15 protein-coding genes are annotated in these 20,937 nt (G+C 68.9%); 5 read left to right on the top strand and 10 right to left on the bottom strand.

Features of this window, described 5'->3' with window-relative positions; genetic code table 11:
• Positions 1-70 precede the first annotated feature (70 nt).
• Both G6N48_RS00685 and G6N48_RS00680 read right to left on the bottom strand, forming a co-directional pair.
• Positions 71-1,495, bottom strand: coding sequence for a nitrate/nitrite transporter (locus G6N48_RS00685; RefSeq protein ID WP_085269309.1), 1,425 nt, complete (start codon positions 1,493-1,495; stop codon positions 71-73).
• A 456-nt stretch (positions 1,496-1,951) separates the two neighbouring features.
• On the bottom strand, positions 1,952-3,361 hold the full coding sequence (locus tag G6N48_RS00680; RefSeq protein ID WP_139825779.1) for an MFS transporter: 1,410 nt from the start codon (positions 3,359-3,361) through the stop codon (positions 1,952-1,954).
• A gap of 1,082 nt (positions 3,362-4,443) precedes the next feature.
• Here G6N48_RS00680 and G6N48_RS00675 point away from each other — a divergent pair.
• Complete coding sequence (locus tag G6N48_RS00675) at positions 4,444-5,682, top strand: PPE family protein (protein ID WP_085269452.1); 1,239 nt, start codon at positions 4,444-4,446, stop codon at positions 5,680-5,682.
• A gap of 83 nt (positions 5,683-5,765) precedes the next feature.
• Positions 5,766-6,947, top strand: coding sequence for a PPE family protein (locus tag G6N48_RS00670; RefSeq protein WP_085269310.1), 1,182 nt, complete (start codon positions 5,766-5,768; stop codon positions 6,945-6,947).
• A gap of 73 nt (positions 6,948-7,020) precedes the next feature.
• On the opposite strand, the gene G6N48_RS00665 is transcribed toward G6N48_RS00670, so the two are convergent.
• The 3 genes from G6N48_RS00665 to fdxA all read right to left on the bottom strand — a co-directional run bounded on the left by G6N48_RS00665 (position 7,021) and on the right by fdxA (position 10,954).
• Complete coding sequence (locus G6N48_RS00665; protein WP_085269453.1) at positions 7,021-9,396, bottom strand: APC family permease; 2,376 nt, start codon at positions 9,394-9,396, stop codon at positions 7,021-7,023.
• A gap of 104 nt (positions 9,397-9,500) precedes the next feature.
• Positions 9,501-10,619 carry a succinyldiaminopimelate transaminase gene (gene dapC / locus G6N48_RS00660; RefSeq protein ID WP_232066506.1) on the bottom strand — a complete coding sequence of 373 codons (1,119 nt, stop codon included), beginning with the start codon at positions 10,617-10,619 and terminating at the stop codon, positions 9,501-9,503.
• Between the two features lie 8 nt (positions 10,620-10,627).
• Complete coding sequence (gene fdxA / locus G6N48_RS00655) at positions 10,628-10,954, bottom strand: ferredoxin (RefSeq protein ID WP_085269455.1); 327 nt, start codon at positions 10,952-10,954, stop codon at positions 10,628-10,630.
• 502 nt (positions 10,955-11,456) lie between these two features.
• On the opposite strand from fdxA, the gene G6N48_RS00650 reads away from it, so the two are divergent.
• Entirely contained in the window at positions 11,457-11,789 is a 333-nt protein-coding gene (locus G6N48_RS00650) for a hemophore-related protein (RefSeq protein WP_085269456.1), read from the top strand.
• Positions 11,790-11,801: 12 nt separating this feature from the next.
• On the opposite strand, the gene G6N48_RS00645 is transcribed toward G6N48_RS00650, so the two are convergent.
• Together G6N48_RS00645 and G6N48_RS00640 are read right to left on the bottom strand one after the other, a co-directional pair.
• Positions 11,802-12,569, bottom strand: coding sequence for a maleylpyruvate isomerase N-terminal domain-containing protein (locus tag G6N48_RS00645; RefSeq protein ID WP_085269311.1), 768 nt, complete (start codon positions 12,567-12,569; stop codon positions 11,802-11,804).
• A gap of 63 nt (positions 12,570-12,632) precedes the next feature.
• A complete protein-coding gene (locus G6N48_RS00640; RefSeq protein WP_232066505.1) occupies positions 12,633-15,308 on the bottom strand; it encodes a bifunctional FO biosynthesis protein CofGH in 2,676 nt (891 codons plus the stop codon).
• A gap of 181 nt (positions 15,309-15,489) precedes the next feature.
• Here G6N48_RS00640 and G6N48_RS28570 point away from each other — a divergent pair, with 181 nt between their 5' ends.
• The gene (locus G6N48_RS28570; RefSeq protein WP_085269457.1) at positions 15,490-16,356 is read left to right on the top strand and encodes a PE family protein; all 867 of its coding nucleotides are present in this window, start codon (positions 15,490-15,492) and stop codon (positions 16,354-16,356) included.
• A gap of 11 nt (positions 16,357-16,367) precedes the next feature.
• On the opposite strand, the gene G6N48_RS00630 is transcribed toward G6N48_RS28570, so the two are convergent.
• Complete coding sequence (locus G6N48_RS00630) at positions 16,368-16,829, bottom strand: hypothetical protein (RefSeq protein WP_085269313.1); 462 nt, start codon at positions 16,827-16,829, stop codon at positions 16,368-16,370.
• A gap of 92 nt (positions 16,830-16,921) precedes the next feature.
• The gene (mshB, locus tag G6N48_RS00625; protein ID WP_085269314.1) at positions 16,922-17,836 is read right to left on the bottom strand and encodes an N-acetyl-1-D-myo-inositol-2-amino-2-deoxy-alpha-D-glucopyranoside deacetylase; all 915 of its coding nucleotides are present in this window, start codon (positions 17,834-17,836) and stop codon (positions 16,922-16,924) included.
• A gap of 70 nt (positions 17,837-17,906) precedes the next feature.
• Between mshB and G6N48_RS00620 the strand changes: the two genes are divergently transcribed.
• Positions 17,907-18,518: a TetR/AcrR family transcriptional regulator gene (locus tag G6N48_RS00620; RefSeq protein WP_179969834.1), complete on the top strand. Its 612-nt coding sequence runs from the start codon at positions 17,907-17,909 to the stop codon at positions 18,516-18,518.
• A 7-nt stretch (positions 18,519-18,525) separates the two neighbouring features.
• Here G6N48_RS00620 and G6N48_RS28565 read toward each other — a convergent pair whose 3' ends face one another.
• Positions 18,526-20,679, bottom strand: coding sequence for a PE family protein (locus tag G6N48_RS28565; RefSeq protein WP_085269316.1), 2,154 nt, complete (start codon positions 20,677-20,679; stop codon positions 18,526-18,528).
• Positions 20,680-20,937: the final 258 nt, after the last annotated feature.

Below are 20,937 nucleotides of genomic sequence, written 5' to 3'. Positions count from 1 at the left end.
TCCTATATGAACTTCACTTACCCGCAATAGAATTCATCGATCAGCGAGACCCGGTGGCGTCCCGCTGCAGTCACGTCCTGACTGTCTCCTCCGTCGTTGGTTGCCGCGACTCCGGCATCGTTACATCTTTGTTCCCGGGTCGCACATAGCGAACCCAGACGAGGAATGCGGCGGCCACATAGCACGCCAGAAACACCCAGAAGGCCGGCGTTTCGGTGCCGACACTGTCGTAGGACTCCCGCAGCGCCAGGTCGATACCCACCCCACCGAGTGCGCCGCACGCCCCGGCGAACCCGATCAACGCCCCCGACCTGACCCGGGCCCAGTGGTGACGTTCGCCGTTGCCGAGTCCGAGCGCTCGGCCGCGCTCCTCGAACACCGACGGAATGAGCTTGTAGACAGCCCCCTTGGCCGCCCCGCAGAAGACGAACAGCGCGATGAAGCCGACGATGTAACCGGCCATCGTCAGCGACGTCACCGTCCCGCCACCGGCCCGGACGAGGTCGTCATGCGTGCTGACCGCGACCAGGAACCCGCCGGCCAGGATGGCGGCGGCGAAGACGGCCAGGGTGACGTGTCCGCCGCCGTAGCGGTCGCTGACCTTGCCGCCGATGATCCGCGCCAGCGATCCGAGCAGCGGCCCGATGAAGGCGACTTCGGCGGCGTGCAACGACGCCTGCCCGTGGCCTTGTCCGGCGGCCACGAAGTTGTGCTGCAACACCTGACCGAAGGCGAACGCGAAGCCGAGGAACGAACCCGACGCGCACATGTAGAAAAACGAGATCGCCCAGGTGTCGGGCACCGACAGGATCGACCTCAGATTGGCCACCGTGAGACCGGTGCGGTGCGCGGCGACGTTGTCCATGAACAGCGCGGCGCCAACACCGCCGACGGCCAGCAGCACCAGGTAGACGGCGCACACCCAGTACGGCGCCTCGTGGCCGGCGGTGGCCAGCACGACGAGCCCGACTATCTGGATGCCGGCCGAACCCAGATTTGCCATCCCTCCGATGAGACCGAGGGTCAGGCCCTTGAGCCGCTGGGGGAACAATCCGTCGACTTTGGCCAGCGACGCCGAGTAGTTCCCACCGCCCAGGCCGGTCAGCGCGGCGCAGAGCAGATACGGCCACAACGGCAGGCCGGGGTGGGAGAGCAGAAATATCGCCCCGGTGGTCGGAATCAGCAGGATGGCCGCCGAGAACATCGTCCAGTTGCGGCCCCCGAACCAGTTCGCCGCGAACGCGTACGGGATGCGCGCGAGGCCGCCGACGAGCGACGCGACCGCACCCACCAGCAGCTTGTCACCGGTCGAGAAACCGTAGACGGACTGCGGCATGAACAGCACCATCACCGACCAGAGATACCAAACCGAAAAGGCGACGTGCACGTTCACGACCTGCCAGAAGAGGTTGCGACGGGCGATGGCACGGTTGCCGGCGTCCCACGCCGTCTCGTCCTCCGGGTCCCAGACCGTGATGGTGTGCGAACGCCCCACGCGATTCCTCCCTTTCACCGACGTCGCTGGGAGGACCGACAGGCCTCCGCCCGAAAAGCTTGCAGCAGAGGGCGTTTCGTCGGCGCCCCGAAAGGCGCCGCGCAGCGGGCGAGACTCGACCGCGCGGGCGGCCCGTGACGTCGGAGGCTCAACCGTCACTCGCCTTCCTCCGGGTTGCTGATCGCCGGCCGTCGAGCGTGCCCGAGACAGTGCGCGCGACCATGGGATCTCCATCGCCATTCGTGCGTCGACACTCATCGCGTCCGTCCCGGCAACGCACCTTCACATTGCCTGTCAGTCAAACCGGATTTTGATCAGTCTACAAGTTAAGATGGTCAATTTACAGGAGATTTACAGGCTGAGGTGGCCCGACGGGTTGTTCGCGGATCAAACGGCGCCGGTCAGGACCATCGACAGCGCCGCCGCTTGCCACTGGCCGGGCAGACGGCGCCGCATTCAGCCGGTGACCGGCACCTCGTCGGTCGGCTCGAGCGGCGGCGCCGCGAGCGTGGGCTGCGGGCGGACGTAACGCGCCCACGCCAGCAGTCCGGCGCCGACGTAGCACACCAGGAAGATCCAGAACGCGGGTGTCTCGGTGCCCGCGCTGTCGTAGGACTGGCGAAGGATCAGGTTGATCCCCACGCCGCCGAGCGCGCCGAACGCGCCCGCGAACCCGATCAACGTTCCCGATCGCACGCGCGCCCACTGGCGACGTTCGGCGTCCGAGGCGCCCACGTCGCGGCTGCGCGATTCGAAGACCGACGGGATCAGCTTGTACACCGAACCCTTGCCGGCGCCGGAGAAGATGAACAGCGCGATGAAGCCGACGATGTAGCCGGCCATCGTGAAGCCCGTCACCGGCTGTCCCGCGTCGCGGGTGAGGTCGTCGTGCGTGCTGACGACCACCAGATACCCGCCGCCCAGGACCATGCAACCCAGCATGGCGACGCTGACACGCCCGCCGCCGAAGCGGTCGCTCAACCTGCCCCCGACCACCCGTGCCACCGACCCGAGCAGCGGCCCCGTGAAGGCGATCTCGGCGGCATGCAGCGACGCCTGCGCGTGGCTTTGCCCACTCACGAAGAAGTTGTGCTGCAGCACCTGACCGAAGGCGAACGCGAAGCCGAGAAACGATCCCGAACAGCACAGGTAGAGAAGCGCGATCCCCCAGGAGTCCGCGACCTTGAGAACCTCTTTGAGGTGGCTCATGTCGATGCGGTAGTGCATGTTGTCCATGAACAGCGCGGCACCGAAACCCACGGCGGCCAGCAAGAGCAGGTAGATCGCACAGACCAAGTACGGCGCCTGGTGACCGGCGGTGGCCAGCACGAAGAGCCCGACCCCCTGGATCGTCGCGGACCCCAGATTGGCGATACCGCCGGTGAGCCCCAGCGCGAAACCCTTGAGCCGCTGCGGGAAAAAGGCTTCGGCGGTGGCCAGGGAAGCCGAATAGTTCGCCCCACCCAGCCCGGTCAGTGCCGCACACAGCAGATAGGGCCACAGCGGAAGGCCAGGATGGGCCAGCAGCACTATCGTCGCAGCGGTCGGGATCAGCAGCACCGCCGACGAGAACACCGCCCAGTTGCGGCCGCCAAATCTGGCTCCCGCCATCGCATAGGGGATGCGCGCGACCGCGCCGACCAATGACGCGGTCGCGCCGATCAGCAATTTGTCGCCGGTGGAGAAGCCGTAGACCGACGCGGGCATGAACAGCACCATCACCGACCAGAGGTACCAGATCGAGAAGGCGACGTGAGCGGTGGCGATCGACCAGATCAGGTTGCGACGGGCGATGAGACTGTTGCCGACGTCCCACGCCGTCGCGTCTTCTGGATCCCAGTCCGCGATGCGTCGCGTACGCGCCATCCGTCAATCACCTTCCGTAGTTTCACAAGATCCGACCGGTTGCCTTGTCCTGGTGGCCATTCGGCCCCGTGGCCTCGTCGGCACCGGCAGTACGACCAATCCCGGACCGCAACCGGTCATCGGCGATGTCGGACGCGTCCCGGTGCGTGCGCCGGGTACCGACCCGCGCAACCACCCGCCGCCATTGCGCCCACCGCGCGGCGCGACTCGGCTAACCACCTTCCAGTCAAACCGAACTACGCTCGCTCGACAACGCGGCATGCGCGACATACAGCGTATTTCCAGCTGATATCACCGATCTGTCCAGGCATCTGTGATCAGCGGGACGCGGGCCGGGCGTGCGAGCCGCAACCAGCGAAACCGCAATAGCCGCATTAATATCCAGCAAGAACATAATGCGGTAGCAAATCCGAGCCGAAGAATGGTCAGCTGCCGCACCCGGCGCCGTTTGCACGCCACATCGTCCACCCTCGGCCACCGCTGTGCGCTCGTCAGTCGCGCGCGTGGATCCGGCGGGCCGGCCGGCGGAACAGCCCCTGCGGTGGGGAGATACGACGTCCTCGACGTGCCGCTTCCTGAAAGGCTGCCGTGTGATTCACCCCGGGGAGCTGGCCATCGCCGGTGCATCGGCGCAAAACGCACACCTAACTGAAGATACCGGTGAGGTTAGCTGGAAATATCCTGTACATGAACCGTTTTACGTTGTTCGGTCAGTACGATTCGGTTTGAATACCGATCAGACAACTGCGTTGTTGAAGGCGGCCCGCGTCGTATTCGGCAACGCACAATGGCGGCGGGGCCCGCCGCAAATGCGCGTCATCGTCGACCGCCGACGGCCCCGGGGAAAGTGCTCGGTACTCGGCTTGGCAATTGCGTTGGCAATTGCGCGGCCGATTACAACGCGGAGGATGCCGGTGGCGGTTTCGTCTCGTTGGAGCCTTCGATCCCGATGTTCGGTTGACACGCCGTAGGGCACGGCAAGCCAACGGTACGAAAGGCGCCGGCGGTGCGGCGAAGCGATCCACCCCGACGGGCTCGCCGCGCGGCCTTCGCAACAGCCGGGCGACGAAGGGGGAATGTGGATGCTGGACTACGGGGCCCTGCCACCGGAGATCAACTCGGCCAGGATGTATTCGGGCCCCGGCTCGGGACCGATGATGGCGGCGGCCGCGGCCTGGGACGTGCTTGCCAGCGGGCTGGAGTCCGTCTCCCGCGGCTACTCCTCGGTGATCACGCAGTTGCTGGGTGAGGGCTGGTCCGGCGGCGCCTCCGTCGCGATGGCCGCCGCGGCCACACCCTACGTCGCGTGGATGGCGAACGCCGGCGCGCAGGCCGAACAGGCCGCCGGCCAGGCGCGGGCCGCGGCGGCCGCCTACGAGACGGCTTTCGCCGCGACGGTGCCCCCGGCGCTGGTCACGGCCAACCGCACCGAGTCCGCCGCGCTCGCGGCGACCAACGTGTTCGGGCAGAACACCGGCACTATCGCTGCCCTCGAGGCGCAATACGAACAGATGTGGGCTCAGGACGCCGGCGCCATGTACGGCTATGCGGCGTCGTCGTCGGCGGCGAGCGCATTGAGGCAGTTCACGGCGCCGCCGCAGACCACGAACGGCGCCGCCCAACCCACTCAGGCCGCCGCGGTGGCCCAGACGACCGCCTCGAGCGCTGCCGGCAACACCCAGACAGCCCTCTCGCAGTTGATGTCGGCTGTGCCCCAACAGCTTCAGTCGCTCGCCACCACCGGGGCCACGTCGGCAGCTTCGTCGACATCAGCGGCTTCGAGTCCGCTGTCGCAGCTCGAGGCGCTGATCCCGGCGCCGTTGCTCACTGCGTTCAGTGACTTCAACACCTTCAGCAGCCCCGCGAGCTTGGCCTCCAACTTCAGCCGGACGAGCACGTCGATGGGAAGCTTCATCACCGGAGCTTTCCGCTCCGGCCTGCAGTCGGCGAGCGGAGCGGCCAAGGCCGCGGGGGGTGCCGCAAAGGTGGCCGGCGCCGCAAGTTCGGGCGCCGGGCACGCTCCCGTGCTCGCCAGCCTGGGAAGCGCCACGAACATCGGAAAGGTTTCCGTCCCACCGAGCTGGGCGGCGGCGAATCCCGCTGCGGTCTCCCCGATTTCGGCTGACACGCCGTGGCTGTCGGACGCCGACATCGGCGGGGGCCCGTCGTGGGAAGAGGTCCCGGTAAGCAACGTGTGGAACGGCATCCCGGCAGCCGGGGCGGGCGGAAAATCGGGCTTGCTGACCGGCTCGTCGGTCAACAACGCGCTGCGCGTGGGTCCCCGCAAGTTCACCATGCCCCGCCCCTCCCTCGGCGGATAGCCGCCGGCCACGCACTACAGCCCACGCCCCGCCGCCCTCACTGTCCGCGGCGACGATGACGGTCGGTCGAGAAAGGATTGTCGATGTTTGATTTCGGTGCGCTGCCGCCCGAGATCAACTCGGCCAGGATGTATATGGGTCCCGGTTCGGGACCGTTGATGGCGGCCGCATCTGCGTGGGATGCTCTTGCGGCGCAACTCGAGTCGTACTCCGCGGGCTACTCGTCAACGCTCATCGAGTTGCAGGGCCTATGGTCCGGCGGTGCGTCGTTCGCCATGGCGGGCGCGGTGGCACCGTACGTGGCCTGGGTGACGACGACGGCCACCCAGGCCGAGCAGACCGCGAGCCAGGCCCGCGCGGCGGCGGCCGCCTTCGAAACCGCCTTCGCCGCAACGGTCCCGCCGCCGGTGATTGCCGCCAACCGCATACAGTTGGCCGTGTTGGTCGCGACCAACTTCTTCGGGCAGAACACGCCGGCGATCGCGGCCACCGAAGCCCAATACGCACAGATGTGGGCCCAGGACGCGGTGGCGATGTATGACTACGCCGCGTCATCGTCGGTGGCGACGGTGCTCACGCAGTTCAGCCGGCCAAGCACAATCGCTAACGCCACAGGACAATCCGACCAAGCCGCCGCCGTCACCGAGGCTACGGCCACTCCGGCCGGACAGACCCAGGCCGCCGTCGCGGAGCTCATGTCGGCCCTCCCGCAACAACTGCAGGCCCTCAGCACCGGCTCGTCGAGCTCGTCGACGCCGTTGCAGCAACTCGAGTCACTGATTCCCGCGCCGGTGCTCACCGCCTTCAAAGACTTCAACACCGTGCTCGGCAACAACGCGTCGGTGGCCAACCTCCCAGCCCAATTCAGCCGTACGACCACGTCTGCGGGCAGCATGGGAACGGGTCTGAACCTGGCGGGCGCGCAAGCGGCCAAGGCTGCTGCGAAGGCCGCGGCGGCCCAGGCCGACGCCGTGGGTCCGGGGGCGGTTCGCGGGCCCGTGCTGGTCAGCGTGGGCAACGCCGCACCGGTGGGGAGATTGTCGGTGCCGCAGAGCTGGGTGACCGCCAATCCCGTGGCCGCTGCCGGCTCGTCAACGCCGTTGGCGGACAGCGGCGTTCATGCCGCGCCGGCGGCCGCCGGCGCGCACGCGGGGCCCAACACGTTGGGCGGAATACCCAAAGGCAATGCCGAGCCGACGGGCAGCTTCGTGTTACGCAACGGGCGTCGTCGCTTCCAGATGCCGCGCCCACCCTACGGCGGGTGAGCGCCGCACCCCGTCGTGGGGACAGACCTCACGATTGTCGACATAGCGCGGCAATGCGGGCCGATACCGACGATCAGCCCTTGCCGGAGCCCTCCGGCCCGGCCGAGTCGTCGTCGCTCGCCGAGTCGTCGCCGGCGGGGTCCTCGATCACCTGGTATGTGGGGTCGGTCATCGACACGCCCCGGTTGCCGCTCTGGCGGGCCTTGCCCGTAATCCGCACCAGCTGACCCGGCTGGATGTCGGCACCCCCGGCGCCCGGGCGGAACACCACGGTCAGTTCCCCGCTGCTGTCGCCGACGATCACCTGCCGCACCGTGCGCCCGCGTTCGGTCACGTCCTGCACCTCGCTGACGCGGCCTTCCACGGTGCCACGCTGCCCGGGGATCAGGGCGGCCACGGTGATCACCGATGGCCGTTCGGGATGTTCGTAGGCGTCGACGTTGTCGTCTTCGCCCCGGGAGACCCATGCCCGGATCCTGTCGAGCCGATGGGCGATGCGCTGCTCGACGGTGGCCGGGTAGGCCTCTTTGATCCGCGACTCCACGTCGTAGGGCACGATCGTCGCGGCGGCGTCCGGGATGAGGCTGACGGCCCGGGCGATCTTGTCCGCGGTGCGGTCGTGCAGCAACCTCCCGAGGAACGGCGCGTAGGTCCGACGCGGCAGCAGCACGGTGACGTTGGTGCGCGGGTGTTCGTCACGCGCTTTTGCCACGACCAGCTGGGCGGTGCGGTTGATCCGCCGGTCCGGACAATCCACCACCCGAAGCGGAGTGTCGAGATCGAAGTAGTCCCAGCGCTTTCGCAGCGCCGCGGCATGGGCGGCGTCGATCATGATGTGCACGGCGACCAGCTCGTCGGAGCGTAGTCCCTTGCCATACCGCAACGCTTCGAGCGAGGCCAGGTCGACGGAGTTGACGAACACGTAGACCTTGTGCCGGGCGTATTTGGTCAGCTCCGGTCTGTCGGTGCGGAACATTTCGAGGATGTTGGCCTCGGCCCGGTATTCGTTGTTGAGCCGGATGAGCCCCCACACCAGCAGCGGGAAGACGACGACCACCAGCCACGCGCCCTCGGTGAACTTGGCCACCGCGAAGATGCCGACGACGACCGTGGACAGGATTCCCGCCGTCAGGTTGATCACCAGTCGGCGGCGCCATCCCGACTCCCGTTGTCTCAGATGGTATTTCGTCATCCCGTAGCCGGCCATCGAAAAGCCGGTGAACACGCCGATCGCGTAGAAGGGGACCAGGGCGTTCACCGAGCCCCCCGTGACCAGCAGCAGCACCACCGACAGCGCGGCCAGGGTCATGATGCCGTTGGAGAACACCAGCCGGTGCCCGCGCTTTGTCAGCTGCCTGGGCAGGAAGCGGTCTTCGGCGACGAAACTGGCCAGCGCCGGGAACCCGTTGAAGCTGGTGTTGGCGCCGGTGAACAGAATTGCGGCGGTGGACGCCTGCACGAGGAAGTAGATGACGTTGCCGACCGTCCCGCCGCCGAATACCGCGCGCGTTATCTGCGACAGCACCGACGGGTATTCGCTGACATACGGCGTGGCATGAGTGACGTGCGCCAGATACGCCACGCCGGCCAGCAAGAACCCGAGGATGCAAGCCATGATGGTCAACACCCGACGCGCGTTTTGCCCCTGCGGCTTCCGGAAGTAGTCGACCGTATTGGAGATCGCCTCGACCCCGGTCAGCGACGAACCCCCGTTGGCGAAGGCGCGCAACAGCACCAGGATCGTCGCCCCCATCACCAGGCCGTTGCCTTGATGAACGGGGACGGTGCCGGGCAGGTGCGACGGGTCGTAGACGGGGAGGTCACCCATCGTCATCCGCGCGACGCCGACGACGATCATCGCGCCGACCATGATGACGAAAAAGTAGGTGGCGAACGCGAACTGCCACCCCGCTTCCTTGAGGCCGCGCAGGTTGGCGTAACAGATGAGCAGAACCGCGGCGACCGTGATCTGCAGGCTGTGCGGACCGAGTACGGGGAGGGCGGACACCACCGCGACCGTCGCGGCCGCCGACTGCACGGCGACGGTAACCACGTAGTCGATCAACAGCGCCGCGGCGGCGACCTGCGCCACCCTCGGCCCAAAGTTGTCGCGCGCGACGATGTAGGAGCCGCCGGCGCGGGTGTAGGCCATCACGACCTGCCGATAGGACGCGGCCACCAAGACCAGGATCAACAGGATGACGCCGGTGATGGGCAGCAACAACGCGAACGCGGCCAGCCCGGCGTGCGGCAGCAGCTCGATGAGGATCTGTTCGGTGCCGTAAGCCGTCGAGGAGATCGCGTCCGGTGAAAGCGCGCCCAGGGCAACCCCGTTGGACAGCTTTTCGGACGACAGTTCCTCGGTGATCAGCGGCTTGCCCAGAAACACGCGCTTGGCGATGTCGCCGAGCGACAGTGGGATGCGCGCTTTGCCCGTCGTACTCGTCACGAACACATTCCTTACCCCGGCATCAACTCGGAAAACCAGGAAAACAGGGACAACGACTCCGACGTATTCTGCCGGTCGCTTCGCCCGGGCCGCGGGAGGACGGACTAACTCAGTCGCTGGACCGCCGCGGCGACGCGCTCGTCGGTCGCGGTGAGCGCCACCCGGACGTGCTGCGCGCCGCGCGGGCCGTAGAAATGACCCGGCGCCACCAGCACTCCCCGCGTGGCCAGCCAGGCGACGGTGTCCTGGCACGATTCGCCGCGGGTGGCCCACAGGTACAGGCCGGCCTCCGAATGCTCGACGGTGAATCCCGCCGAGCGCAGGGCCGGCAGCAGGGCCGCCCGCCGGGCTTCGTAGCGCTGCCGCTGTAGCTTCTCGTGGGCGTCGTCGTCCAGGGCGGCGACCATGGCCGCCTGCACCGGTGTCGGCACGATCATCCCGGCGTGTTTGCGCACGGCCAGCAGCTCGGCGACCAGCTCGGCGTCCCCGGCGACGAAACCGGCCCGGTAACCGGCCAGCGACGAACTCTTCGACAGCGAGTGGATCGCGAGCAGCCCGGTATGGTCACCGTCGCAGACCGAGGGATGCAGGACCGACAGCGGCTGCGCTTCCCAGCCCAGCCCCAGGTAGCACTCGTCGGACGCCACCACGCAGCCCCTGTCGCGCGCCCACCGCACCACTTTGCGCAGGTGGTCGACGCCCAGTACCCGCCCGGTCGGGTTGCTCGGCGAGTTCAGGTACAGCAGCGCCGGGGCTTGCGGGCCCAGCTGGGTCAGCGAGTCCGCGCGCAACACCCGCGCCCCGGCCAGCCGGGCGCCGACGTCGTAGGTCGGATACGCCAGTTCGGGCACCACGACCACGTCGGCGCTCCCCAGGCCGAGCAGCGTCGGCAGCCAGGCGATGAGCTCCTTGCTGCCGATCACCGGCAGAACGGCCGCCTGACCGAGCCCCGTGATGCCGAAGCGGCGCTGCAGCGAGGCCACGGCCGATTCGCGCAGGCGCGGGGTGCCGGCGGTGGCGGGGTAGCCCGACTCGGACCCGGCGGACGCCAGGGCCTGTTGGATCAGCGGCGCGACCGGGTCCACCGGGGTGCCGACGGACAGATCGACGATCCCGTCCCGGTGGGCGGCGGCCAGCGTCTTGGCCTCGGCCAAGGTGTCCCACGGAAACTCCGGCAGGGACGCCGAGACACGGGCCGCCCCCGCGGGACGCCTACGGAGCAACGGCCCGCTCAGTCGCCTTCGCCCTGCGGCGGCAGGTCTTTGACCACCTGCGGGTCGTTTTCGGTGAGGCCGACCTTGGCGGCGCCGCCCGGCGACCCCAGTTCGGCGAAGAAGTCGGCGTTGATCTGGGTGTACTGGCTCCACTGGTCGGGCACATCGTCTTCGTAGTAGATCGCTTCGACGGGGCAGACCGGCTCGCAGGCGCCGCAGTCGACGCATTCGTCGGGGTGGATGTACATCATCCGAGCGCCCTCGTAGATGCAGTCGACCGGGCATTCCTCGATACACGCCTTGTCCTTGATGTCGACGCAGGGTTCGGCGATCGTGTACGTCACAGACGTCTCCTCCATCTATTGCTCAATGCGGGCTGTCGTTGGGCCGGCCCCGGTTTTCGGGGCGCTATAGACAAAGCTTTCGGTTACTGATACTAGACGTCGCACATACACGTCAACCACTTGGCACGCCTGGCAAATCACCCGCCATGCGCCCGCCCCGAGCGGGGCGCGGCGATCGCGCCGGCCGGCGTAGCGCGGCCGCCCGGCGCCGGTAGCGAACCCGCTCGGAGGCCGCAACGGCCGGCCCCGGCGCCGGGACGCAAAGCGCATAACTAGCTAGCCTGACTAACGGGCGGCTTGGCCCCCGGACCGTTTCACTCACGGCGAACAGTCCTGATCAGGCCTCTGACCTGCGCATAGTTACGCCCGCGGCATCGCGTGCGATAACCGTTGAAATAGAACAATGCTCAACGGGCCTGGTAATCTCGACCGGAGACGGCAACCGCTGGGCAGATGTCGTCGCCGGTAACGGTGAACTAATTGGGGAAGGTGTCCACTCATGGTGAGGCTGTCATTGTCTAAATTGGCCGCTGCGGTTGGCGGTGCGGCGTTCGCATTGACCGCCAGTGCCGGAATCGCGGCCGCGGATCCTTTGGACCCGGTGATCAACACGACGTGCAACTACGGGCAGGTCATGGCGGCGCTGAACGCGACCGACCCGGGCGCTGCCGCGCAGCTGAACGGATCGCCGATCGCGCAGTCGTATCTGCGCAACTTCCTGGCATCGCCGCCGCCGAAGCGTCTGCAGATGGCTCAGCAGATCCAGGCCATGCCGCAGGCCGCGCCGTACTTCAACGACGTCCTGTCCGTGGCGGGTAGCTGCAACAACTACTGAGTCGCTCGCGGCTCAGTAGCCGCTGAGCAGTCGGCGTAGCTGGCCCAAGGTCTCCGCGCCACCGTGACTGTGGATCCGCGACGGGTCCGCGGGCCGACGTCCCCACAGCAGCAGCACGCGGGCGGCGGCGTCGGTTTCCACGGTCGCCGGTCCGTCGGGTTCGGCCAGCCCGATGGCGGTGTGGTCGGCATCGGCACATACCACCACGTCGTCGGTCTCGGGAACGCGCAACCGCGCATCGACGCGCTCACCTGGCCGCAGTTGCCCGGCCCCCTTGGCCAGCAGTGGACGACCCACCGCGAAGACGCTGTGGGTCGTCATCCACGGCTGACCGAGCCGCCTCTGCGACGCCGCGTCGCAGCCGGTGATGTCCCAGCCGTGCAGGACGAGTTCCATGCGCATGTGCTCGGCGAACCAGGGCACCTTCATCGTGCGGCCGGTCCACGCGACGTCGGTGTCCGCGTCGGCCTCGTCGGCCGCGGCCGCCGCGACCTCGGTCAGATCGGCCATCCGGTCGTGCAGGGCATCCCACAGGTCCGAGTCGTCGAGGGCGCGCAGCGGGGCCTCCCGCTCCTCGAAGCCGCGGGTCTCGACGGACTCGCCCTGCAGGTGCGCGCCCAGCACTCGCGCGAGTTCCCCGGCGGTGCCCGTTTGATGAACGACGATGTCACGCACGGTCCACGGGTCGCACCAGGTGGTGTCGTCGGGACGTCTGTGCCGGACGGCATCCACAAACGGCTGCCACTCGGGAAATCGCTCGTCGTCGATGCGCCGGCTCATAGGAGAAGCCATACCCGCGCGAGCCTCCGAAGATGCCTGCGCGCGACGACGCGGACTCGGGTGCTACGCGGCCTGCGATGAGTAGGTGGTGGTGCGCTGGCGCGCCGGACGGCCGATACCGTCGGCGATCGCGGTCAATTCGGCCACCGTCTTCGCCGAGCCGTACTCCGAGCCCGCCATCCGCGAGATGGTCTCCTCCATCAGGGTGCCGCCCAAGTCGTTCGCGCCGCCGTTGAGCATGACCTGTGTGCGCTCGACGCCGAGCTTGACCCAACTCGTCTGAATATGAGGGATCCTGCCGTGCAACATGATTCGCGCCAACGCGTGGACGGCGCGATTGTCGCGCAGGGTGGGGCCGGGGCGCGCCGCGCCGGACAGATACAGGGGCGAATTCTGGTGCACGAAGGGCAGGGGGACGAACTCGGTGAAACCGCCGGTGCGGTCCTGGATGTCGCGCAGCACGTTGAAGTGGGCGACCCAGTGCCGCGGGGCGTCCACGTGCCCGTACATCATCGTCGACGACGAGCGCAGTCCCACCTCGTGTGCGGTGCTCACGATCTCGATCCACAGCGACGCCGGCAACTTGCCCTTCGTCAGCACCCAGCGCACCTCGTCGTCGAGGATTTCGGCGGCGGTGCCGGGGATGGTGTCCAGCCCGGCCTCGCGCAGGCTGATCAGCCACTCGCGGATGCTCAAGCCGCTCTTCGTCACTCCGTTGGCGATCTCCATCGGCGAGAACGCGTGCACGTGCATCGACGGGACGCGCGCCTTGACGGCCCGGACCAAATCGGCGTAGCCGCTGACCGGCAGTTCCGGGTCGATCCCGCCCTGCATACACACCTCGGTGGCGCCGTCGACGTGCGCCTCCCAGGCGCGCTCGGCGACCTCGTCGGCGGACAGCGAATACGCGTCAGCGTCGCCCTTGCGCTGCGCGAATGCGCAGAACCGGCAGCCCGTGTAACAGATGTTGGTGAAGTTGATGTTGCGGTTCACCACGAACGTCACGTCGTCGCCCACCGTGTCGCGGCGCAGCGAATCGGCCAGCGCCGTAAGCGCTTCCAGTGCGGGCCCATCGGCGGTCGCCAGCGCCAGGTACTCGCCGTCGCTGCAGCCGGCGGGATCGCGTTCGGCCGAGCGCAGCGCGGCCAGCACATCGGTGTCTAGTCGCTCCGGCGCTTTGGCGCCCTGGGCGGCCAGCTCGTGCACCCGCGCGCGAACCGACTCCCAGTCGCCGAAGGCGCTGTCGAGGTCACTGCGGGCGACGGTATTGCGGCCCTCGGTGTCGATCGCGGCGTGCAGGTCGACGCGGCCGGTCGAGCCCACGTCGTCGGGCTCCTGCCAGGGCATGCCGACGGGTTGGACGTCGCGGGCAAGGCCGGTGGCCGGATCGGCGAGGGCCTCGACGTGTGCGCGCACCCGCGGGTCGATCCACGCCGCGCCGGCCTGCACGTACCTGGGCTGGGCGGTCAACCGCTGCATCAGCTCGTAGCCCGCCTCCGCGGTGACCGCGGCCAGCTCGTCGAGCGCGGGCCACGGTCGTTCCGGGTTGACGTGGTCGGGGGTCAGCGGTGACACGCCGCCCCAATCGTCGACGCCGGCGCCCACCAGGGCCAGGCACTCGTCACGGGAGACCAGATTGGGCGGCGCCTGAATCCGCATGCCCGGGCCGAGCACCAGCCGCGCCACCGCGACCGTGGCCAGGTAGTCTTCGATCCCCGCATCGGGGAAGGCGGCCATCGCGGTGTGTTCCTTGGCCCGGAAGTTCTGCACGATCACTTCCTGCACGTGACCGAATTCCTTGTGCGACTGACGGATCGCGTGCAACGTGTCGGCACGCTCGGTCAGCGTCTCGCCGATGCCCACCAGCAGACCGGTGGTGAACGGGATGGACAACCGGCCCGCGTCGGTCAGGGCGCGCAACCGCACCGCCGGATCCTTGTCCGGACTTCCGTAGTGCGCAAGCCCTTTCGTCTCGAAGAGCCGTCGCGACGTCGTCTCCAGCATCATGCCCATCGACGGCGCCACCGGCTTGAGCCGCGACATCTCCGACCAGCTCATCACGCCGGGGTTCATGTGCGGCAGCAGCCCGGTCTCCTCGAGCACTCGGATCGCCATCGCCCGCACGTAGGACAGCGAGGAGTCGTACCCCCGTTCGCTCAACCAGTCGCGGGCCTCGGGCCAGCGGTCCTCGGGCCGGTCGCCTAGCGTGAACAACGCTTCCTTGCAACCGAGTTCGGCTCCGGCGCGCGCGATACCGACGATCTCGTCGGGTTCCAGGTACATGCCGGCACCCTGGGCGCGCAGCTTGCCCGGCACGGTGACGAAGGTGCAGTAATGACAGCTGTCGCGGCACAGCCGGGTGACCGGTATGAAGACCTTGCGCGAGTAGGTGATCGGCAGCCGACCGCCCGGGCCGCGCCGTCCGGCCGACTCGAGGCCCGCATCGCGCACCCGCGCCGCGCTGGCGCACAGATCCGCGAGGGCGTCCCCGCGGGCGGTCATCGCCACGGCCGCCTCGTCGACGTTGAGCGCTACGCCGTCGCGGGCCCGGCGCAGTACGCGGCGCAACGCCGATGCGCTGACCGTCGACGAGACGGCAGGCGGAACGACAGGGATCGGCAGAGCGATGGGCTCCTCACCCGGAGGTCCCGGTGTCACTGGCACGTTGGTGTAACTTCCCCACGATCGAATTTCATCCGCGCGTTCCCACAAAATATCGGCAACCTTAACCGGTGCCATATGCGCAACAGTAGTGCCCGGCCCAGATCGGCAAGCGGCCGACATCCCCGCCGGCAAAGGGATGCGGCGGGCCGATTCATTGACATCCCCGCCAACGATCTGCGATCGCGTTACGATCCCTGCAAATCTGCCCATCCGGATGGGCGGTGTCCACGCCGGCGTGCAGCGAAAGGGGTGCGCGATGTCGTTCGTGCTCGCGGCGCCGGAGGCCCTGGTAACCGCGGCCGCAGACTTGTCCGGCATCGGGTCGGCGCTGACGACGGCCCACGCTGCGGCGGCGGCATCCACGACCGGGTTGGCGGCGGCGGCCGGTGACGAGGTGTCGACGCAGATCGCCGCCCTGTTCTCCACGCATGCGCGCGCGTATCAGCAGCTCAGCACGCAGGTGGCGGCGTTTCACGAGCAGTTCGTGCAGGTCCTGAGCGCCGGGGCGAACACCTACGCGGCCACCGAATCCAACGCCGTGCAGACGCTGGTCAACACGGTGCGCACACCCGCCCAGGCATTGCTCGGCCATCCGCTGGCCGGCGGCACGCTCGGCGGCGCCGTCTCCGGCGCCCTGAGCCGGGTCGAGAACGCCGTGCTCGGCGGTGGAGCGGCCGGCCTGCTCGGCACCGGCGGCCCGGGGCTCTTCGGGGCGATCGCAGGCCGCGCAGGCGCGCTGCTGGGGCCTGCTGCCGCGACCGCCGCCGCGGCGGCGCCGGCCGCCAACGCACTCGCCCCGCTCGGCCAGGCGATCGAGAATGCCTACCTCGCGATCGAGCCGTGGGTCCAGTACGGCTTCGAACTCCTCACGTGGGCGGCGGGTTGGGTGATCGGCCCGCTGGCCGCCCAGATCATGTTCTTCTACAACCTGTTCGAGCCCATCGTGCAAAGCGTCCTGTTCAACGCGATCGACTTCATCGACGGGACGGTCAGTTTCGCCCAGGGGCTGAGCAACATCTCCGCGGCGACCACGGCTTCGATCAATCAGTTCATCACCGCCGAAATCTATTGGATTCGAGGCTTTTTCCCGCCGCTGCCGCCGATCGGCTCGATAGCTCTGTAAATCCCCGGCAGTCAGCGCGCGCGGTTGACCCGCCACAACACCCACGCCGGCGGCGCGACGCCGAGCACGATCAGCAGCAGAGCCGCGTAGGCCATCAGGCCCCGGCCGCCCAGGATCACGTCGTCGCCCGGCCCGCCCATGCTGATCACCGCGATCGTCAGCAGCCACGTCCACAGTGGCAGCGCGGCAACCCGCGACGACCTGGCCCATAGTCCGGCGGCCCACACGAGTGCCGCGTTGAGCAGTCCGCTGATCAATCCGCTGACGGGGAATGGCACCGAACCGATGTACGACGGCAACAACAGGGCGCCGGCTACCGCGGACAGGACACCGTCGACGGCGAGCAGCGCCAGCACCACGAGACGAACCGCGGGCGCAGCGGCGCCGGCGTCGTCGACCGAAGCGGCGCGCGACGTGGTTTCGGTCAGGTCGGAACGCTGTCGATCTGCGAGAGGATCGAGCCGATCACCCACTGAAAGCTGTCCAGCCGGTCCTGCCAGTGCTGCATGTTGGGGTCCATGTCAGGGTCCATGCGCATTCCTCCCGTGGCGGCCTGACTCGAAGCCTACCGTGTCGCGGCGGTGGCGAGATCCAGTCCCGCAAGCAGATCGGTTTCCCAGCCGCGTTCGTCGCGTTCTCCCCCGGTACCCGCCGCGAGGACGTAATGCTCGTCGGCCAGGATCGGCAACGCCATGTTGTTGGACAGCGCGCACGCCCGCCCGGTCGGGCCGACGACCACCTGGGTGGCGTGCGCGGCCAGGGCCGCGACCTTCGCGGCCCAGGCCTGCCGGTCGGCCTCGACGACGGCGTCGATGTCGGCGTCGGCGTACCCGAAGTCGAACTGCTCCGCCGGCGGGATCGCCCAGTGCGACTCGAGGTCCCCCTCGTCGAGGTCGCTCCACCCCGCCCCGAAGGCGCTCGCGGCCAGGACGGTCCAGTAGAACTTGGGGACGGTCCACGGCCGGCCCGGGTGGCCGCCGGCGCCCGCGGCAGCGACGGCCGCGGACGTGACGAGGTGGGTGTGCACGTGATCCGGGTGGCCATAGCCGCCGTTGGGGTCGTAGGTGACGACGACGTGGGGTCGTTGCTCGCGGATGATCGCGACCAGCGCGCCGACCGTCTCCCGCTCGTCGGCGTCGATGAATCGCCGGCGTGGGCGTTGCGGGGTGCCGGTCATCCCCGAGTCGCGCCAACGGCCGGCGCCCCCGAGATAGCTGGGTCCGCCCACCCCGAGCGCTCGCAGCGCCGCGGTCAGCTCGCCGATTCGGTAACCGCCGAGCTGATCCGCGCGATCGACGGCGAGCTGGGCCCACTGGTCGCCGATCACCTCGCCCTCCTCGCCGAGCGTGCAAGTCACGACCCGTACGTCGGCCCCCCGGGCGGCATAGTGCGCGATGGTGGCGCCGGTGCTGAGGCTCTCGTCGTCGGGGTGGGCGTGCACGAACAGCAGCCGGGGCGTCTCCCGGGCGGTCTCGGCCATGGACGGCACCCTACCGCGCGTGTTTCGCCGCCTCGCAGCGCCTAGGAACGCCGATGGCTACTATCGACGGATGCCGCAGCTCAGCCCGTCCGACCAGAAGTGCAGCCGCAGCCGCCGGCGGGGCGAGGTCCTCGAACGCGCCCTCTACGAGGCCACCCTGGCGGAGCTGGCCGAGGTGGGCTACGGCGGACTGACCATGGAGGGGATCGCGGCGCGAGCCCACACCGGCAAGGCGGCGTTGTACCGCCGCTGGGCGAGCAAGTGCGAATTGGTGCACGCCGCACTGGTTTTCGCGTTGCCACCGGTACCCGAGCCGCGCGCCGGCCGCTCGGCCAGGGAATCGCTGCTGGCGATGTTCACCGCCCACCGAGACGTCCTGGCCGGCAAGACCGCGTTCCCGGGCATGGCGATCATCTACCAGCTCCTGCACGAGCCCGAGATGCGCTCCATCTTCGCCGACGCCGTCGTCGGCCCGCGGCTCGAGCTGTTCGAATCGATTTTGCGCACAGCGGTCGCCGACGGCGACATCGACCCGGCCACGATCACGCCGCTGACGGCGCGGGTCGGGCCGGCGCTGATCAACGAGCACTTCCTGCTCACCGGCGAGCCGCCCAACCGGCGCGAGCTGGCGCTCATCGTCGACACCGTGCTCCCGCCGAAGCCGGCGGCGCGTCCGCGGTAGTACCGGCTTACAGCGTGGCCCCCAGGTCGGCGCCGGTGGTCACCGCCGCGTTGAGGATGCCCTCGAGACCGCCCACGCCGCCGAGGCCGCCCGCGGTGGCCAACGAGAGGCCCGGGGCCAGCAAGCCCGCCCCGGCCAGGTTGACGAATTGCTCGCCCGTCTGCAGGACCAGGTTGGGGATGTCGAAGGCGGCGTTCACCGCGCCGGACAGGGCGGGCGAAAGGCCCGCCGTCAAAGCCAGCTCGTTGGCCACCAGGTTCGCGTTCAAGCCCGCCTCGGCGGCCCCGAGGTTGCCGAAGAATGCGGCTTGGCCCTGTACCACGCCCTGCAAGCCCGCCAGCGGCGCGGCGATCAGCGCGGCTCCGGTGGCGCCGGCCCCGAGCGACGTGTTCAGCGCCCCGGACAACGTCAGGCCCAACCCGTTGATCCCCGCGGTCAAAGCGGCCGACAGCGAGCCGTTGCCCGTCAGCCCGCTCACCAGCGCATCGATGACGGAGAGGTCGAACAGGAACTTGTCGTCCACGGCCGCCAGGGCCCCACCGAGGATTCCCAGGCCCCCGAGCACGGGATTCGCCTGCCCGACCAGGAGGCTGGTGGTGATCCAGGGCGCGGAGAACCCGGCGCCGAACACGTTCGACAACTGCAGCCCCAACAGGCTGTCGATGCCGAACTCCGGGACGCCCAGCAGCAGCGTGTTCCAGAAGTCGAAGATGCTGTCGGGGACGCCGGCGAAGGCGCCGATGCCGCCGAACAGGGCGGTTTCCAGCGACGCCTCCAAGCCGCTCAGGCCAAGGTTCAGGTTGATCTCGGCGTCGTACAACGCGTTGTTGAACGCGGTCTCCATCGCGTACAGCTGGGTCAGGAACGCGCCCGGTGTGGTCGCGCTGAACAGCGTCTGGAAAGGCGCGACGAGGTTGGCCAGCAGCGTCGGCAGGCCGGACAGGCCTGCCGCGAGGCCGCCGTTGAGCGCGGCGTTCAGCGAGATCCCCAGCCCGTTCAGGCCTGCCATGATGTTGACACCGAGGCTCGGGGTGATCCCGAAGGCGGAGCCCAGCGCGGCCAGCGCCGCGTTCAGGCTGCCCGGCAGGGCGAAGCCGAGAGCGGGCAGCGCCGCCCCCAGGCCGGCCGCCAGGTTCGCGCCGGTCTGCAGCGCGCCGGCGAGGCCCGCACCCAGCCCCGACAGGCCCGCGCCCAGGCCGCCCGACAGCCCGCCGTTGAGCGCGGCGCTGAGGCCGTTGAGGCCGCCGGTCAAGCTTGCCGACAAGCCGGGGAACGCCGCGCCCAGGCTGGCGCCGAGGCCGCCCGACAACGCGGCGTTGAGCGTACCGCCCAAACCGTTGAGGCCGGCGTTGAGCGTCGCCGAAATGCCGGGCAGGGCGGCGCCCAGGGTGGCCCCGAAACCGTTGAGGCCGGCCGTGATCGCCGCGCCCAGAGGCGCGAGGCCCGAAAGCCCGCCGCTGAGGTCGGCCGCCAGCGACGCGCCCAGGGGACCGAGGCCGGCGAGGCTGGCACCCAGACCGCCCGACAGCGCGGCATTGAGGGATCCGCCCAGGCCGCTGAGTCCGCCGCTCAGGCCGGCCGAGAGTCCCGGTAGGCCCGCGCCCAGGCTGGCGCCCAGACCGCTCAGCCCGGTGCTGACGCTGGTGGCCAGCGCCCCGCCGGTCTGCGCCAGGGTCGACAGCCCGCCGCCGAGGTTTGCCGTCAAGGCCGCCCCGAGGGGAGCCAGGCCCGAAAGGCTGCCACCGAAGCTGCCCGACAGCGCGGCGTTGAGCGAGCCGCTCAGCCCGGCGATGTCGGCGTTCAGGCTGGCCTCCAGGCCGGTCAGTCCGCCGCTCAGGTCGATGCCCAGGGCCGGAGTCGCGCTCGCCAGTGTCTGCACGACGTTGGCCTCGGCAGCGGCGTACGTGCCGGCGCCCGCGGTGAGGGCCTGCACGAACTGCTCGTGGAAGGCGGCCGCCTGCGCGCTGAGCTGCTGATACCCGACTGCGTGAGCGGAGAACAGCGAGGCGATCTCCGCCGACACCTCATCGGCGGCCGCGGGTAGCACACCGCTGGTCGCCGCGGCCGCGGCGAAGTTGGCCGACCCGATCGCCGACCCCAGATTCGTAAGATTCGTGGCGGCATCCGCGATGACTTGCGGCGCTGCGATCAGAAACGACACCCTGTACCTCCCCGAATAATCACGACATCACCGCTACCCCGTTAGCCCGATCAGGGTGTCGCGTTGGCGGAAGCCTATCGAAAAGGTGTGGTGAAAACGCATGTTTGCATTTAAAGCGCGCTTCGGACTCCCGGTCGGCGCCAAAGGGGATCCGCCGCAGGTGAATCGCCGATGGATGCGCGGCAAACCGTCGGCCGCGGGGCAGCCCCTGCGGACGATTCGCCGGCCGGCAGCGGTCCGGGGGGTGCCGTCACGACC

Source organism: Mycobacterium parmense (genome assembly GCF_010730575.1).
In the GTDB taxonomy this organism is placed as follows: domain Bacteria; phylum Actinomycetota; class Actinomycetes; order Mycobacteriales; family Mycobacteriaceae; genus Mycobacterium; species Mycobacterium parmense.
Note: the sequence above shows the minus strand (reverse complement) of the source record. Positions and strands in the feature narration are given on the sequence as shown.